Annotated in this window: 13 protein-coding genes; 8 read left to right on the forward strand and 5 right to left on the reverse strand. The window is 74.4% G+C overall.

Annotated features, from left to right (window positions below; genetic code table 11):
* Nucleotides 1-181 precede the first annotated feature (181 nt).
* Nucleotides 182-892 (reverse strand): metal-dependent transcriptional regulator, encoded by a 711-nt coding sequence (locus FB00_RS00005; protein ID WP_047230839.1) that lies wholly within the window; start codon nucleotides 890-892, stop codon nucleotides 182-184.
* A 118-nt stretch (nucleotides 893-1,010) separates the two neighbouring features.
* On the opposite strand from FB00_RS00005, the gene FB00_RS00010 reads away from it, so the two are divergent.
* From FB00_RS00010 to clpX, 4 genes are all read left to right on the forward strand, one after another.
* Entirely contained in the window at nucleotides 1,011-1,355 is a 345-nt protein-coding gene (locus FB00_RS00010; RefSeq protein ID WP_047230840.1) for a PadR family transcriptional regulator, read from the forward strand.
* Complete coding sequence (locus FB00_RS00015; RefSeq protein ID WP_047230841.1) at nucleotides 1,352-2,296, forward strand: permease prefix domain 1-containing protein; 945 nt, start codon at nucleotides 1,352-1,354, stop codon at nucleotides 2,294-2,296. The genes FB00_RS00010 and FB00_RS00015 overlap by 4 nt, the downstream gene beginning before the upstream one ends.
* Nucleotides 2,297-2,305: 9 nt before the next feature.
* A complete protein-coding gene (gene zapE / locus FB00_RS00020) occupies nucleotides 2,306-3,535 on the forward strand; it encodes an AFG1/ZapE family ATPase (RefSeq protein ID WP_047230842.1) in 1,230 nt (409 codons plus the stop codon).
* 90 nt (nucleotides 3,536-3,625) lie between these two features.
* On the forward strand, nucleotides 3,626-4,975 hold the full coding sequence (gene clpX, locus FB00_RS00025) for an ATP-dependent Clp protease ATP-binding subunit ClpX (protein WP_047230843.1): 1,350 nt from the start codon (nucleotides 3,626-3,628) through the stop codon (nucleotides 4,973-4,975).
* 46 nt (nucleotides 4,976-5,021) lie between these two features.
* Here the strand turns inward: clpX and FB00_RS00030 are convergent, their stop codons facing one another.
* The 3 genes from FB00_RS00030 to FB00_RS00040 all read right to left on the reverse strand — a co-directional run bounded on the left by FB00_RS00030 (nucleotide 5,022) and on the right by FB00_RS00040 (nucleotide 7,500).
* A complete protein-coding gene (locus FB00_RS00030) occupies nucleotides 5,022-5,624 on the reverse strand; it encodes a hypothetical protein (protein ID WP_156186236.1) in 603 nt (200 codons plus the stop codon).
* A 47-nt stretch (nucleotides 5,625-5,671) separates the two neighbouring features.
* On the reverse strand, nucleotides 5,672-6,979 hold the full coding sequence (locus FB00_RS00035; protein WP_047230845.1) for an amidohydrolase: 1,308 nt from the start codon (nucleotides 6,977-6,979) through the stop codon (nucleotides 5,672-5,674).
* 98 nt (nucleotides 6,980-7,077) lie between these two features.
* Nucleotides 7,078-7,500, reverse strand: coding sequence for a VOC family protein (locus tag FB00_RS00040; RefSeq protein ID WP_047231164.1), 423 nt, complete (start codon nucleotides 7,498-7,500; stop codon nucleotides 7,078-7,080).
* A gap of 529 nt (nucleotides 7,501-8,029) precedes the next feature.
* On the opposite strand from FB00_RS00040, the gene FB00_RS00045 reads away from it, so the two are divergent.
* Together FB00_RS00045 and FB00_RS00050 are read left to right on the forward strand one after the other, a co-directional pair.
* On the forward strand, nucleotides 8,030-8,899 hold the full coding sequence (locus tag FB00_RS00045; protein ID WP_047230846.1) for an NAD-dependent epimerase/dehydratase family protein: 870 nt from the start codon (nucleotides 8,030-8,032) through the stop codon (nucleotides 8,897-8,899).
* Complete coding sequence (locus tag FB00_RS00050) at nucleotides 8,896-10,185, forward strand: enolase C-terminal domain-like protein (protein ID WP_231581638.1); 1,290 nt, start codon at nucleotides 8,896-8,898, stop codon at nucleotides 10,183-10,185. Before FB00_RS00045 ends, FB00_RS00050 begins: the two co-directional genes overlap by 4 nt.
* A gap of 7 nt (nucleotides 10,186-10,192) precedes the next feature.
* Here FB00_RS00050 and FB00_RS00055 read toward each other — a convergent pair whose 3' ends face one another.
* Nucleotides 10,193-12,058, reverse strand: coding sequence for a lipase family protein (locus FB00_RS00055; protein ID WP_231581639.1), 1,866 nt, complete (start codon nucleotides 12,056-12,058; stop codon nucleotides 10,193-10,195).
* Between the two features lie 338 nt (nucleotides 12,059-12,396).
* On the opposite strand from FB00_RS00055, the gene FB00_RS00060 reads away from it, so the two are divergent.
* Nucleotides 12,397-14,487 (forward strand): glycosyl hydrolase family 28-related protein, encoded by a 2,091-nt coding sequence (locus FB00_RS00060; protein WP_047230847.1) that lies wholly within the window; start codon nucleotides 12,397-12,399, stop codon nucleotides 14,485-14,487.
* A gap of 97 nt (nucleotides 14,488-14,584) precedes the next feature.
* A complete protein-coding gene (locus tag FB00_RS00065; RefSeq protein WP_047230848.1) occupies nucleotides 14,585-15,172 on the forward strand; it encodes an ATPase AAA in 588 nt (195 codons plus the stop codon).
* Nucleotides 15,173-15,201 lie beyond the last annotated feature (29 nt).

Here is a 15,201-nt window from a genome sequence, read left to right on the forward strand (position 1 = left end):
CCCGCCTCCAGCGCGCCAAGACCCAGACCGCCGGGCTCATCGTCCCCGCCTGACGCCCCGCCAGACAACACCCGGCGGGCGAGCACGCGACTGCTCCCCCGCCACAACGAGGTTGGTCCCGTTATCCGATGGATAACGGGACCAACCTCGTTCTCGGCGCCCTTCCGGGGCCGCAGCCGGCTCAGTCCGCCGTGACGAAGAGGTGGCGCGCGACGTCGTCCGGGAGGTCCAGGACCGTGTCGGCTCCGTCGCCCGAGACCGTGACGACGCCGTCGTTCACCGCGACGACGAGGGTCTGGCGCGGGAAGACGCCCGCCTCGGCGAAGCGCGCGAGGAGCTCCACGTCGACCTGGACCGGCTCGGCGATGCGCTGGAGGAGGACGCGCACCTCATCCCCGGCGGTCGCGCCGCGCGCGGCCAGGTGCACCGGGAGGGAGACGACGCCGTCGAGGTACTCGACCTCGGGCAGGTCCTCGCCCAGCTCGCGCAGGCCCGGGATCGGGTTGCCGTAGGGGTCGTGCGCGGGGTGGTCGAGGAGCGCGACGAGGCGCTGCTCGACGAGGTCGCTCATGACGTGCTCCCAGCGGCAGGCCTCGGTGTGCACCTGCTCCCAGTCGAGCTTGATGACGTCGGTGAGCAGCCGCTCGGCGAGGCGGTGCTTGCGCATGACGCGCACCGCCGTCTGCTGCCCGAGCGTCGTGAGCTCGAGCTGGCGGTCGCCGCCGACGACGACGAGGCCGTCACGCTCCATGCGCGCGACGGTCTGGGAGACGGTCGGCCCCGAGTGCCCGAGGCGCTCGGCGATCCGCGCGCGCAGCGGAGGGATCCCCTCCTCCTGCAGCTCGTAGATCGACTTCAGGTACATCTCGGTGGTGTCGATCAGGTCGGTCACTCGGCCTCCCGCGGCAGGTACGCACTCTTCTCTGGAACCGTTCCAGTCTAGCGCTCTCGCGTCGACACGATGATGTGCGCCTTGCGCATACTGTGCGACACACACTATGGTGTGAGACATGACCGATCCCGAGATCTTCGCCGGGCACAGCCAGGAGGTGCGTCGCGGCTCCGTCGTCGTCGCGAGCCTGCTGCTGCTGCGCACGCCCGGCTACGGCTACGGGCTCCTCGAGGCGCTCGCCGCGGCGGGCGTCCCCGTCGACGCCAACACGCTCTACCCGCTCCTGCGCCGGCTCGAGAAGCAGGGCCTCCTCGTGAGCGAGTGGAACACCGACGAGGCGCGGCCGCGCAAGTTCTACCGGACCTCCCCCGCGGGCGAGCGCTTCGCCCGCGACCTGCTCGACGAGTGGCTCGCGATCGCGCGGAGCCTCCGCACCCTCGACTCCCAGGAAGGCACGTCATGACGCTCACCGACCGCTACGTCGCCGCCACGCTGCGCCGCGTCCCCGCCGACCAGCACGCCGACCTCGAGCAGGAGCTCCGCGCGTCCGTCGCCGACGCCGTCGAGGCCAAGGTCGAGGCCGGCACCGACCCGGCCCGGGCCGAGACCGACGTCCTCAACGACCTCGGCGACCCCGACCGCCTCGCGGCCGACCTCGCCGGTCGCCCGCTGTACCTCATCGGGCCCACGCTCTACCTCGACTGGCTGCGCCTCCTCAAGGTGCTGCTCTGGGTCGCCCTCATCCCCGGGGCGATCGTGCTCATCACGGACCTCGTCGACGGCGGCCCCGTCGGGTCGGCCATCTGGAGCGGCATCTGGACGACCGCCTCGGTCGCCCTGCAGATCGCGTTCTGGACGACGCTCGTCTTCGTCCTGCTGGAGCGCTACGGCTCCCCGCGAAGCCAGGACGAGCTCACCGGCCCCTGGACGGTCGACCGCCTCCCGACCGAGCGCGCTCCCCGCGAGGTGACGCTCGTCGACACGGTCGTGTCGGTCGGCCTGCTCGTCCTGGTCGCCGCCGTGCTGCTCCTCCAGAACGTCGCGACCTACCATGGCCCCGACGGCACCGCGGTGCCCGTGCTGCACCCCGACCTGTGGCCGGTCTGGACCGGCGTCCTCGTCGCGCTCGTCGCGGCCGAGATCGCCCTCACGATCCTCGTGTACGCGCGCGGCCGGTGGACCGTCGGGCTCGCCGCCGTCAACACGGTCATCGGGGCCCTGTTCGCCGGGGTGGTCGTGTGGCTCGCGAGCGCCGACCGCCTCGTGAACCCGGCGTTCCTCGAGGTCACGGGCGGCGACTCGCTCACGTGGCTCTCGAACGGGATCATCGCGGCGACCGTCGTCATCGCGGCCTGGGACGTCATCGACGTCTGGGTCAAGACCCTGCGTGGTCGCCGCGCCTAGGCTGACCCGGTGACCAGCCGCCGCCTCGACCGCGTCCGACGCGCGGTCGAGGCGGCGGCCGCGCGTGAGGGGTTCTCGCTCGACCCGGACCAGTCCGCGCTCCTCGATCGGCTCGCCCGGCTCGGCGACGAGCTCGCGGGGGCCCGACGGCGCCCCGTCCGCGGGCTGTACGTGTGGGGCCCCGCGGGACGCGGGAAGTCGTGGCTGGCGGGGGCGTTCTTCGCGGCCGTCGCGGCCGGGCTCCCCGCCGGCGCGACCAAGCGGGTCCACGTGTACGACCTGTTCCGCGCGCTGCACGCGGCGATCCACGCCCAGCGGGTGAGCGCCCTCGCCAGGCCGCGGTCCGCCGTCGGGCAGGGTGGCCCGACACGCGGGTGGCGCACCCGGGCGACCGCGCCGGTCGCGGAGCCGACGCCGCCCGGGCCGCCCGAGGAGTCGCCGGAGCCACAACCTGGCGCCGTCGACGCCGCGATCGACGACCTCCTGCGCGGGACGAGGCTGCTCTACCTCGACGAGCTCCACCTCCACGACACCGGCGACGCGACCCTGCTCACCCGGCTCCTGCGACGGGCGTTCGCGTCGGGGGTCGTCGTGCTCGCGACGTCCAACTACGAGCCGGGCACGCTGCTGCCGAACCCGCTGTGGCACCACGTCGCCGAGCCGGGGATCGCGCTCCTGCGGGCGCACCTCGACGTCGTCGAGCTCGCCGGGCCGACCGACTACCGGACGCTCGGCGGTCGCGGGCGCGGAGGGTTCGCCGCGGGCGCGTGGCTCCGCCCCGGCACGACGGCGCAGCTCGCCCACCGCGGGCTCGTCGCCCCGGCCCAGGAGGCGCGGGCGGTCGTCCGCACCGGGACGCGGTCGTTCGAGGTGACCGCCGCACGGGTCGACGGCGAGGGCCGCGAGGGCGAGCTGTGGGTGACGTTCGACGACCTGGCAGGACGCCCGACGTCGACCCTCGAGTACCTCGACTGGGCCGCGCGGTTCCGCCGCTGGGTCGTGACCGACGTCCCGCTCCTCACCGACGTGGACCGCGAGGCGCAGCAGCGGTTCATCGCGGTCGTGGACGTGCTCGTCGACGCCGACGTCGAGCTCGTCGTCACGTCGCACCACTCCCTCGACGCGTTCCGCACGACGATGCCGGACCGGCCCGACGCCTTCCGGACGGCCAGCCGGCTCCAGCTCCTGGCCGAGGTCGTGGACGGCCCTCGCCCGTCCGCGGGCACCCCGCCCGGCTGAGCCCGGCACGCCCGGACCCGGCAGAGCGGTCCCGGCGTGTCGTGGGCGGCGGCTACGATCGGCCGCAACCGACTGGACTGGAGGCACCCGGTGGCACGCACCGACGGCACCGACGACACGCGCGGACAGCGCGGTCCGCGCGCGGCGGACGCCCTCACGTGCTCGTTCTGCGGCAAGTCCCAGCGCCAGGTGAAACGGCTCATCGCCGGGCCCGCGGGCGTCTTCATCTGCGACGAGTGCGTGGCGCTGTGCCTCGAGATGGTCGAGGAGGACCGCGAGGCCGAGAGCGCGTCGCAGGACGTCGTGACCGGTGACGGGCCCCTCCCGACGCCGCACGAGATCTTCGCGCACCTCAGCCGCTACGTCGTGGGGCAGGACGGCGCCAAGCGCGCCCTGGCCGTCGCGGTGCACAACCACTACAAGCGCGTGCGTGCCGCCGCTGCCGCCGAGGAGGCGGGCGAGGCCCTCGCCACCGACGACCCGGACTACGTGGAGCTGGCGAAGTCGAACATCTTGTTGATCGGTCCGACGGGGACGGGCAAGACGTATCTGGCGCAGACGTTGGCGCGGATGTTGAACGTGCCGTTCGCGATCGCGGACGCGACGGCGCTCACCGAGGCGGGGTATGTCGGTGAGGACGTGGAGAACATTCTGTTGAAGCTGGTGCAGGCGGCGGACTTCGACGTGAAGAAGGCGGAGACGGGGATCATCTATATCGACGAGATCGACAAGGTGGCTCGTAAGGCGGAGAACCCGTCGATCACGCGTGATGTGTCGGGTGAGGGTGTGCAGCAGGCGTTGTTGAAGATCATCGAGGGCACGTCGGCGTCGGTGCCGCCGCAGGGTGGTCGGAAGCATCCGCATCAGGAGTTCATCCAGGTGGACACGTCGAACGTGTTGTTCATCGTGGCGGGGGCGTTCGCGGGGTTGGACGACATCGTGGCGGCGCGGGCGCGTAAGCGGGGTGTGGGTTTTGGTGCGCCGATCGAGTCGGGTGCGGGGGAGGATCTGTTCGCGCAGGTGCGTCCGGAGGATCTGCATCGGTTCGGGTTGATCCCGGAGTTCATCGGGCGCCTTCCGGTGATCGCGTCGGTGTCGGCGTTGGACTCCGAGGCGTTGGTGCGGATCTTGACGCAGCCGCGCAATGCGTTGGTGAAGCAGTATCAGCGGATGTTCGCGATCGACGGGGTGGAGCTGGAGTTCACCGAGGGTGCGGTGGAGGCGGTCGCGGAGCAGGCGTTGTTGCGTGGGACGGGGGCGCGGGGGTTGCGCGCGATCATGGAGGAGGTGTTGCAGCAGGTGATGTTCGACGTTCCTTCGCGTGATGACGTGGAGCGTGTGGTGATCACGCGTGAGGTCGTGCTGGACAACGTGAACCCCACGATCGTGCCGCGCACGTCGACCGCGCGCAGCCGTACCCCGCGGGAGAAGTCCGCCTGACCGGCCACCCACCGGGGTCGAAGCGTCGTCGCGCGAGGCCACGTTCCTACGTCGGCAGCACCGGAGGGCGGTAGGCCGGGCCGGCGAAGTGGCGCAGGGCCGTGTCGAGGTCGCGCCCGACGGGGACGTCGAGGTCGGCCGTGAACGGGACGGTCGACAGCAGGCGCTCGTGCGTGAACGGCTCGGGGAGCACGAGGTGGGCGAGGGTCGCCAGGTGGTCGGCGTCGTCGCTACCGGCGCGCGGGCGCCACAGGAGCGAGACCGTGACGGAGCTCGCCGGGCCCTTCGGCATGAGGTGGGTGCTCGCGGGCCGGACGGCGGTGACGTGGACCGCGACGGCCTCCAGGTCGGCCCAGTCGAGCCGCAGGGTGCCTGCGCCGAGCGCCAGGCCGTCGGGTCCGACGGTCACGGTCTGGCGCGGCGCCCGCACGAAGGCCCAGACGGTCGCGGCGCCCAGCCCGCCGAGGAACGCGACGACGAGCGTCACGAGCACCACCGCGACCGGGAGGGGCACCCGCACCGACTCCGGGTAGAGCACGACCTGGCGCAGGACGAGCACGGCCGCGGCGATCAGCCCGAGCCCGAGGACGAGGAAGAACGGCCGCCGCCGGGCGAGCGGCAGGACCAGGGGGCGGTCGCCGTCGGGCACCCAGGCACCCTGCCCCCGCGCGCCGCCGGCGGCCGGGGACGCCGCGCTCACGGACGGGCGTCGCGGTCGTCGCCGGCGAGCCACTCGCGCGCCGCGCCGACGAGCAGGGCGACGCCCAGGTCGAGCGTCGGCTCGGGGACGGGCGCGAAGAACGGGGAGTGGTTCGGCGCGACGCCGTCGGGCAGGTTGCCCATGCCCGTCGCGGTCGCGAGGTCGAACGCGGCGAACAGCGCCGGGTCGAACCCGCCGAGGTTCCAGTAGACGAGCGGGACGTCCGCCGCGGTAGCGAGGTCGCCGACGTCCTCGGAGCCCGGCAACGGGGGCAGCGCGACGACGGCGGGCCGGCCGCCGGCAGCCTCGATGCGCTCGCGCTGCTCGTCGAGCGTGCGCGCGAGGACGACCCGCGTCCGCTCGGCGGCGACAGGGTCGTTCACCATGAGGTCGAACGTCGAGACCTCCTCGTAGTCCGGCGCGGCGGGCGCGCCGGAGGCCGCCGCCTCGGCGTCGACGATGCGGTGGATCGCGGCGAGCACGCGGCGGCGGACGTCGGGCGTGAACGACCGCACGTTGACCAGCAGCTCGGCCGAGCCGGGGATGATGTTCGCCTGGGTGCCGGCGCGCAGGGCACCGACGGTCACCACAGCCGACTCCCCCGCCCCGACCTCGCGCGACACGACGCCCTGGAGCCGCATGACGGTCGCGGCCGCCATGACGACGGGGTCGACCGTCGACTCCGGGCTCGACCCGTGCCCGCCCTTGCCGTGCAGGGTGACGCGGAACGAGTCGGTGGCGGCCATCGCCGGCCCGGCCGTGAGGTTGACGACGCCGACCGGGAGCGGCATGACGTGCTGGCCCAGGACGACGTCGGGCCGCCCGCCCGTACGGTCGAACAGGCCGTCGGCGACCATCGCGCGCGCTCCCCCGCCCACCTCCTCGGCGGGCTGGAACACGACGACGAGGGTGCCGCGCCAGGTGTCGCGGTGGGCGGCGAGCTCCGCGGCGGCGCCGAGCAGGCACGTGACGTGCACGTCGTGCCCGCACGCGTGCATCGTCCCGGACTCGTGCCCGTCGGGCGTGGTCGCGGTGTCCGTCGACGCGTACGGCAGGCCGGTGCGCTCGGTGACGGGAAGACCGTCCATGTCCGCGCGGAGCAGGACGCGCGGGCCGGCGCCGTTCGCGAGGACGCCCGCGACGCCCGTCCCGCCGAGGCCCTCGTAGACCTCGTAGTCCCATCCGCGCAGCCGCTCCGCGACGATGCCGGCGGTGCGGTGCTCGGCGAACGCGAGCTCGGGGTGCCGGTGCAGGTCGGTGTAGACGTCGGTGAGCTCGGCGGTCGTGAGCGGGGTCGCGGTCATGCACGCATGATCGCGCGCCGGGCCGCCCGGGGCGAACCCGGGCCCGCCGCCGCACGACGCTGCGGCAGGTCCAGGGTCAGCACCGAGCAGACGCGCCGTCAACCCACGAAGACGCAGAAGGGGTGGCCCGCCGGGTCGGCGTAGACGCGCAGCGGCTCCTCGGGGTCGTCGGACCGGTCGTGGAGCAGGCGCGCCCCGAGCGCGAGGGCGCGCTCGTGCTGCCGGTCGAGCTCCGCGACGTCGGGCACGGTGCAGTCGAGGTGGAGCTGCTGCGGCACGCCGTCGTCCGGCCACGTCGACGGAGGCAGCGCGCCGACCTGCTGGAACGCGAGCTGGACCCCGCCCGGCGTGGAGCGCAGCACGAGCCAGTCCGCACCTGCCGGGTCCGGCTCGCCCGCCGGTGGCGGCTCGTCGCCCGCGCGGTACTCGAGCCCGAACAGCGCGCGGTAGAACTCCGCGAGCGCACGGGCGTCGGTCGTGTCGAGCACGACCTGGGCGATCCGGGGGAACACGTCGGCCACGGCGACCACCTCCGCTCGCCACCGTCGCCCGGCGCGCGGGCGCTCGCAAGCAGGTCGACGCCGCGCGCGGGAGGATGGGCCGGTACGAAGACTGATGACCATCCGGCAGGAGGCGACGTGACCGACCAGGACGCGCGGCTCGCGCGGCACGTCGCCGAGGCGGCGGACGCGTGGCTCCGCGACCCGCTCGACGCGGGCGTGTACCGGCGCCTCGTCGACGCGACGCTCGCCTGGCGTGCGGGCGGCGGCCGCGTGGTGCCGGGCACGACGGCGGCGCCCGCCCCGTTCCCCACCGCCGCCCCGCGAGCGGGACCGGCGCCGGCGCGGCGACCGGCGAGGCCGACGACCCGGATGACGACGCGCGCTACCTCCGCCCCGAGCGCGCGCCGCGCGCGGTGGGCAGCACGCTCGCGGACGTCGCGAGCATGCTCCGCGCGAGAGCCGGCGCCGCCATCTCGGAGAGCAAGACCTCGACAGGCAGCCCGCAAGAAGACGACGACCACCCCTGACGGCGACGTAGGGTGAGGTCATGACGCGCATCCTCGTCACCGGTGCCGACGGCGGCATCGGCCGCGCGACGGTGCGCCACCTCCTCGACCGCGGGTACGAGGTCACGGCGCTGTCCACCGCGTTCGAGCACCCGTGCCCCGCCGACCGGATCGTCGTCGGAGACGCCCGCTCCGCGCAGGACGTGGGCCGCGGGCTCGAGGACGCGGACGCCGTCGTGCACCTCGCGGCGATCCCGCACCCGAACCTGGGCACCCCGCTCGAGGTGTACGCGACCAACACGACCGCGACCTGGGCCGTGCTCTCGCTCGCGGGCGAGCGGGGCGTGCGGCGCGCGGTGGTCGCGAGCAGCATCAACGCGTTCGGCGTGCCCATGAACCCGCACGACGTCCGTCCCGCCTACTACCCGCTCGACGAGGACGTGCCCGCCGACGTCGCCGACGCGTACTCGCTCTCGAAGCAGGCGGACGAGGCCGCGGCCCGGGCGGCGTGGCGGCTGTGGGGCATCGACGTCGTCGCGCTGCGCTTCCCGCACGTGCGCGACGCCGCCGGCCTCCGGGAGACCGCGGCCGCCGTCGCCCGCGACCCGCGCGTCATGGCGCGCGAGGGCTGGGCCTACCTGGACCTGCGCGACGCGGCCGGGGCGATCGAGGCCGGGCTGACGGCCGACCTCACGGGCGCGCACGTCGTCGGGCTCGCCGCCGACGACACGCTCCTGGACGCCCCGACCCCCGAGCTCCTCGCCCGGTACGCGCCGGAGGTGCCCCTCGCCCGCGCGATCGGCCCGAGCGACGGCCTCGTCGACACCCGCCGCGCGCGCGAGCTGCTCGGCTTCCGCCCACGGCACTCGATCCACCGCCCCGACGCCCGACCCACCCCGGAGACCCCGTGACCGACGTCCCGCTGCCCACCGTCGACCCCATGGACCCGGCGTTCGCGAACCCGTGGCCCGCGCGCGACGGCACGCGCATCACCGGCGTGCGCGCGATCGTCACCGCCCCGGACGGCATCCCGCTCGTCGTCGTGCGCGTCGACACGAACGTGCCCGGCCTGTACGGGCTCGGGTGCGCGACGTACACGCAGCGGTGGCACGCCGTGGCCGCGTACGTCGAGCAGCACCTGGAGCGGATCGTCGTCGGTCGCTACCCCGGCGACATCGGCGACCTCGTGCGCCTCGCGCGGCTCGCGCCCTACTGGCGCGAGGGGCCCGTGGGGAACAACGCGATCTCGGGCCTCGACATGGCGCTGTGGGACATCGCCGGCAAGCGCGCGGGCATGCCCGTGCACGAGCTGCTGGGCGGCAAGGTGCGCGACGCCGCCGACACCTACCTCCATGCGAGCGGGCGGACCGTCGAGGAGACGATCGACGACGCGGCGCGGATCGTGGACGCCGGGTGGCGGCACGTGCGGATCCAGACCGGCCAGCCAGGCCTCGGGCACTACGGCACGGCCGCGGACCCCGAGCCCGGCTACCCCGCCGCGCCCAACCCCCACGGGTGGAGCGTCGAGGAGTACCTGCGCCGCACGCCGCGACTCTTCGCGGCGGCGCGCGAGGCGCTGGGCGAGCAGGTCGAGCTGCTGCACGACGTGCACTCGCGCCTCACGCCCAAGCATGCCGTGATGCTCGCCCGGGCGCTCGAGCCGTACCGCCCGTTCTTCCTCGAGGACGTCCTCGCGCCCGAGCACTGGGACCGCCTGCCCGAGGTGCGTGCCGCGTCCCCCGTCCCGATCGCGGTGGGGGAGCTCGCGACGTCGTTCCCCGACGCCGCACGGCTCGTCCTGGGCGGCGGCGTCGACCTGATCCGGTGCCACATCAGCGCGATCGGCGGGCTCAGCGCGGGCCGGGCGCTCGCGACGGCCGCCGAGCTGGTCGGGGTGCGGACGGCCTGGCACGCCCCGGGCGACACGTCTCCGGTGGGTGCCGCGGCGAACGTCGCGCTCGACGTCACCTCGACCGCGTTCGGCATCCAGGAGGGCCACGTGTACTCCGACGCCGTGCACGAGGTCTTCCCCGGCACGCTGCGGATCGTCGACGGATGGCTGCGCCCGCACGACGCGCCGGGCTTCGGCGTCGACCTCGACGAGCGCGCCGCGGCGCGCTACCCGGCAGATCTCGCGGGGCACGACGCGTGGGCAGCGGGCGTCCGCGCGCCCGACGGCGGCCTGGTCGCCCCCTGAGGGATGGTCACCCCGCGGCGCACGTGGGGGTCGGGGGCTCGCCCGCCAGGCGCGCCTCGGTCCACCGCACGAGGTCCGGGGCGAGCGGGGATTCGGCCTGGACGAGCCCGACATGGTCCCGCTCCGGGTACACGCGGTAGTCGACCGGCTGCCCGGCGGCGCACCGCGCGCCGACGTACGCCTCCTGCGCCGTGGGGAGGATCAGCGTGTCGGACGCCCCCTGGGCGACGAGCAGCGGCGCGGCGACCGGACCCGTCGGCACGTTCTCGGCCAGGCGCTCCCCCAGCGGGCCGGTCGTCGGGTCGGTGGTCCACAGCGGCTGGTCCATCGACAGGGCCTCGGCGACCGAGACGAGCGCGCTCGGCTCCGACAGGCAGCGCGACGCCATCTCCCGCACGACGAACCGCGCACCCGGGCGGACGTACCCCGCCGCGTCGCTGTCCGGGTAGATCGCGTCGTACGCCTCGACGACGAACGACGCGAAGACGCTGCCGCCGGTGACGCTCTCCAGGTGGGACACGAGGCCGGTGAGGTCGCTCGCCGGCGCGAGCGCGGCGACGCCCGCGAGCGGGACGTCGGGCGCGTACTCCGGGGCGACGGCCCCGGTCCACAGGGCGGCGTGGCCGCCCTGCGAGTGGCCCCAGACGACGGTCTGCTCACCGAGCGTCGCGCCGTCCAGCTCGCGCGCGGCGCGCACGGCGTCGAGGACGGACCGCGCCTCGCCCTGGCCGACGAGGTACGGGTGGGGGCCGTCGGTCCCCAGGCCCACGTAGTCCGTGGCGACGAGCGCCCAGCCGTGCGCGAGGACGTCGTCGAGCAGGAAGAACGCACCGGACTCGAAGGGCTCGTCGAGGACCGACGGCGCGCAGCCGCGCGCGGAGCCCGTCGTCCCGTGGGCCCACGCGATCACGGGCGGCGCGGCGTCGTCCCGGAGGGCGTCCGGCACCACCACGATCCCGCTCGCCACCGCGGGCTCGCCCTCGTCGCGGGTGGTCGTGTAGAGGATGCGCCACGCCGTCGCGCCGTCGGGGATCTGCCGCGTGAACGGCTCGGCGCGCACGAGGCGGCCGGGCTCGTCCGGGACCGACGCGGGCGGGTCGTAGAACGCGTCGACCTGCGGCGCCGCACGATGCAGGCCGACGCTGACGGACGCGAGGGCCCCGGCCGCGACGACCGCGAGGACCGCGCCGACGAGCGCGACCCGGCCGTGGCGTCGGGGCCCGGACGGGTCGGGCGCTGCGGAGGTGCTTCCCGGAGCGACGGCGCGGGCGGCTTCGTGATGGGTCCGGCTCCTGCGGACCCCGGCGACGAGGAGGCGGACACCGAGGATCACGACGCGGACGCCGAAGACCACCGCGACGACGAGCACCGTGACGTCCGGCCACACGAGCGCCAGCACGCCCAGCACCACCGAGGCCACGCCGAGCGCGAGGCGCGTCCAGCGGTCGGCACCGGACGAGGGCACCCCCTCGACCCCGTCCAGGACGCCCGCGACGACGAGCCCGACGCCGACGAGGACCGCGACGACGACGATCGACGGCGCCGGCCACACGACGACCGCGACCGCGAGCGCCAGGAACACCAGGCCGCGCGCGACGTGCGGCCAGCGCGGGGCCCGCGGTGCTCCGGGTGCGCGGGGAGCGGACTCGCCACCCCGGTCGGGCGACCGACCGGCGACGAGCTCCGTGACGCCGAGGACGGTCGCCCCCACGACGACCGCGACCACCAGCAGAGCGAGCGACGCGAACGGCCGCAGGACGAGGGCCGCGCCGACGACCGTGCACACGACGCCGAGCGTGACGAGGACCCACGGCGGGACCCTCTCCCCCGCGGCGGCGGCGGACGCGCGCATCCTGGCTCCGAGGCGGCTCACGCCGCGAACGTACCGGGCGCGGTGCCGCTCCGCGCGCCGGCCGTCGCCGACGTCGCGCGCTGACGGCGGGCTCAGGCCGGGGGCGCGGCCGCGTGCGCCGGGCGGCGCGTCCAGCGAGGCAGGCCCGGCCCGACGCACGGCCGCGGCCAACGTCGATGCAAAAAGCAAACGACCGATCGCAATATCGCTACAGAGTCTTGCGCTCCCTGCGACCTCGTCCTAGTGTTCCGCACGGAACGACCCTGCGCGGAGGTGCGACCGCGCAGCGGGCCGGAGGGTCAGCACGCCCTCCGGTGAGCACGGAGGCGGACCGCCTCCCGAGAGAAGACGGGTCAACGATGATTCGCAGCACGAACCACCCCGCGGCGCGTCGGCGCGCCCGGGTCGCGGCCGCCACGGCCGTCGCCCTCACGCTCGTCGCGGGCACCGCCTCGACCGCCCTCGCGCACGGCAAGCCCCAGCCCCCGGCTCCCGCCGTCGTGACGCGCGCCGCGGTCGACCCGGCGCTCGTCGAGGGACGCGGCGCCACCGTCCCGTTCCTCGAGCAGGAGGCGGAGAACGCCGTGACGACGGGGACGGTGATCGGGCCCGGCCGTGACGCCTACACGATCGAGGCCGAGGCATCGGGTCGCTCGGCCGTGCGGCTCGCGGCGGGGCAGAACGTGGAGTTCACGCTCCCCGCGGACGCGAACGCGATCACGGTCAGGTACTCGATCCCCGACTCCCCCACAGGCGGCGGGATCACGTCGCCGCTCGACGTGTCGGTCCTCCGCGGCGGCAAGAAGGTCGGGCTCGACCGGCGCATGACGCTCACGTCGGCGTACTCCTACCTGTACAACCAGTACCCGTTCACCAACGACCCGACGGCGGACCTCCTCCAGCCCGGCTGGTGGGTCACCGAGTGCGCGTGCGTCCCCGCGGAGACGTCGCCGACCCCGACGTTCGAGAAGCCGTTCCGCCCCATGAAGTTCTACGACGAGCAGCGGCTGCTGCTCGGCCAGACGTACAAGAAGGGCGACGTCGTCCGCCTCACGGTGCCCACGCGTGGCGCGGCGGAGTGGACCGTGGTCGACCTCCTCGACTCCGAGAAGGTCGCGCCGCCGAAGGTGCGCCTGCTCGCCGCGAACGCGCTGCTCTTCGGGGCCGACCCCACGGGCCGGCGCGACTCCGCCGACGCGCTCGACAAGGCGATCGCGTTCGCCAAGAAGCACCGGCTCGAGGTGTACGTCCCGCCGGGCGTCTACCAGGTGAACCGGCACATCGTCGTCGACGGCGTGACGATCCAGGGCGCCGGGAGCTGGTACACGATCTTCCGGGGCACGGAGGTCGCGCTCGACGCTCCCGCGCCCGACGGGTCCGTGCACACCGGGGTCGGGTTCTACGGGAAGTACGCCGACGAGGGCGGCAGCCGGAACGTGCACCTGCGCGACTTCGCGATCGTCGGGGACGTGCGCGAGCGCGTCGACACCGACCAGGTCAACGGCGTCGGCGGCGCGCTGAGCGACTCGTCCATCTCCGGGCTGTACCTCCAGCACACCAAGGTCGGGCTGTGGTTCGACGGGCCGATGGACAACCTGCGCGTGGAGGACACCGTGATCGTCGACCAGATCGCCGACGCGCTGAACTTCCACGGTGGCGTGACGAACTCGGTCGTCCGAAACGTCTTCGTCCGGAGCACGGGCGACGACGGCCTCGCCATGTGGTCCGAGAAGCTGGCGAACAGCGGCAACGTGTTCGAGAAGAACACGATCCAGTCCAACACCCTCGCCAACGGCATCGCGGTCTACGGCGGCACGGACAACACCGTCCGCGCGAACCTCGTCGCCGACCCGGTGCGCGAGGGCAGCGGGCTGCACGTCGGGTCGCGGTTCGGGGCGGAGCCGTTCGCGGGCTACCTCCACCTGACCGACAACACCGCGGTCCGGGCGGGCACGTACGAGCTCAACTGGAACATCGGGCTCGGCGCGATCTGGTTCTACGCGCTCGACCGCGACATCGACGCCGACGTCCGCGTCACCGGCGACCACTACCTCGACAGCACGTACAACGCGATCATGCTGGTCTCCGACTGGGGCGTGAAGGACCAGGTCGCGATCGAGGGCGTCGCCTTCAAGGACGTGCGGGTCGACGGCACCGGCACCTCTGTGGTGAGCGCGCGCGTGCGCGGCGGCGCGTCGTTCGAGAACGTCGACGCGCGCAACGTCGGCTGGGCGGGCGTGAACAACTGCGGCGCCTTCAACTTCCCGGACGGAGGCACCGAGTTCACGCTCACCGACCTCGGCGGCAACGACGGCACGTCGCTCAGCCCGTGGGAACCCGGCACGGTGAACTGGCTCGGCCGGTTCGTCCCCAGCGCGCCGAGCTGCAACGACCGCCCGCCGGTCGTCGCTCCCCCGGCGCCCTCCCCCTGGGTCCAGCCGGTCGGCTGACGCCACCCCGCTGAGCGCAGGAAGCAGTCGCGGTCGGAGCGATTCGGCCGCGACTGTCTCCTGCACTCACGGGCAGGGTGGCGGGTAGGGTCCTCCGGTGGCTCTTGTCGGACCGGACGACGACGTCGTCGCGCGTCTCGGGCGCGTGCCGGGGCGGATCGCCGTGGCCGGGGTGTCCGGGTCCGGGAAGACGACGCTCGCGCGGCGCCTCGGCGCGCGGCTCGGGATCCCGCACACCGAGCTCGACGCGCTCCACCACGGGCCGGCGTGGACGCCGCGGCCCGCGTTCCTCGACGACGTCCGGTCGCTCGTCGCGCAGGACGCGTTCGTCACCGAGTGGCAGTACACGGCCGCGCGGCCGCTCGTCCTCGCGCGGGCGGAGGTCGTCGTCTGGCTCGACCTGCCGACACACGTGACGATGCGGCAGGTGGTCGTGCGGACGCTGCGCCGGTCGGTCCGACGCGAGGTGCTGTGGAACGGGAACGTCGAGCCACCCCTGTGGCGCACCTGGTACCGGGCGCCCGAGGAGAACATCGTCCGGTGGGCGTGGACGACGCGCCACAAGTACCGCGACCTGCCCGCGGAGGTCGGGCGGGACGCCCCGGACGTGCTCGTCGTCCGGCTGCGGTCGCGGCGCGAGGTCGAGCGGTGGCTCGCCGCGCTCCCGGTCGTCGACGGCGCCTGACGACACCTCAGGACGCCGGCACGGGGTAC

This window comes from Cellulosimicrobium funkei (genome assembly GCF_001019615.1).
GTDB lineage: Bacteria > Actinomycetota > Actinomycetes > Actinomycetales > Cellulomonadaceae > Cellulosimicrobium > Cellulosimicrobium cellulans_E.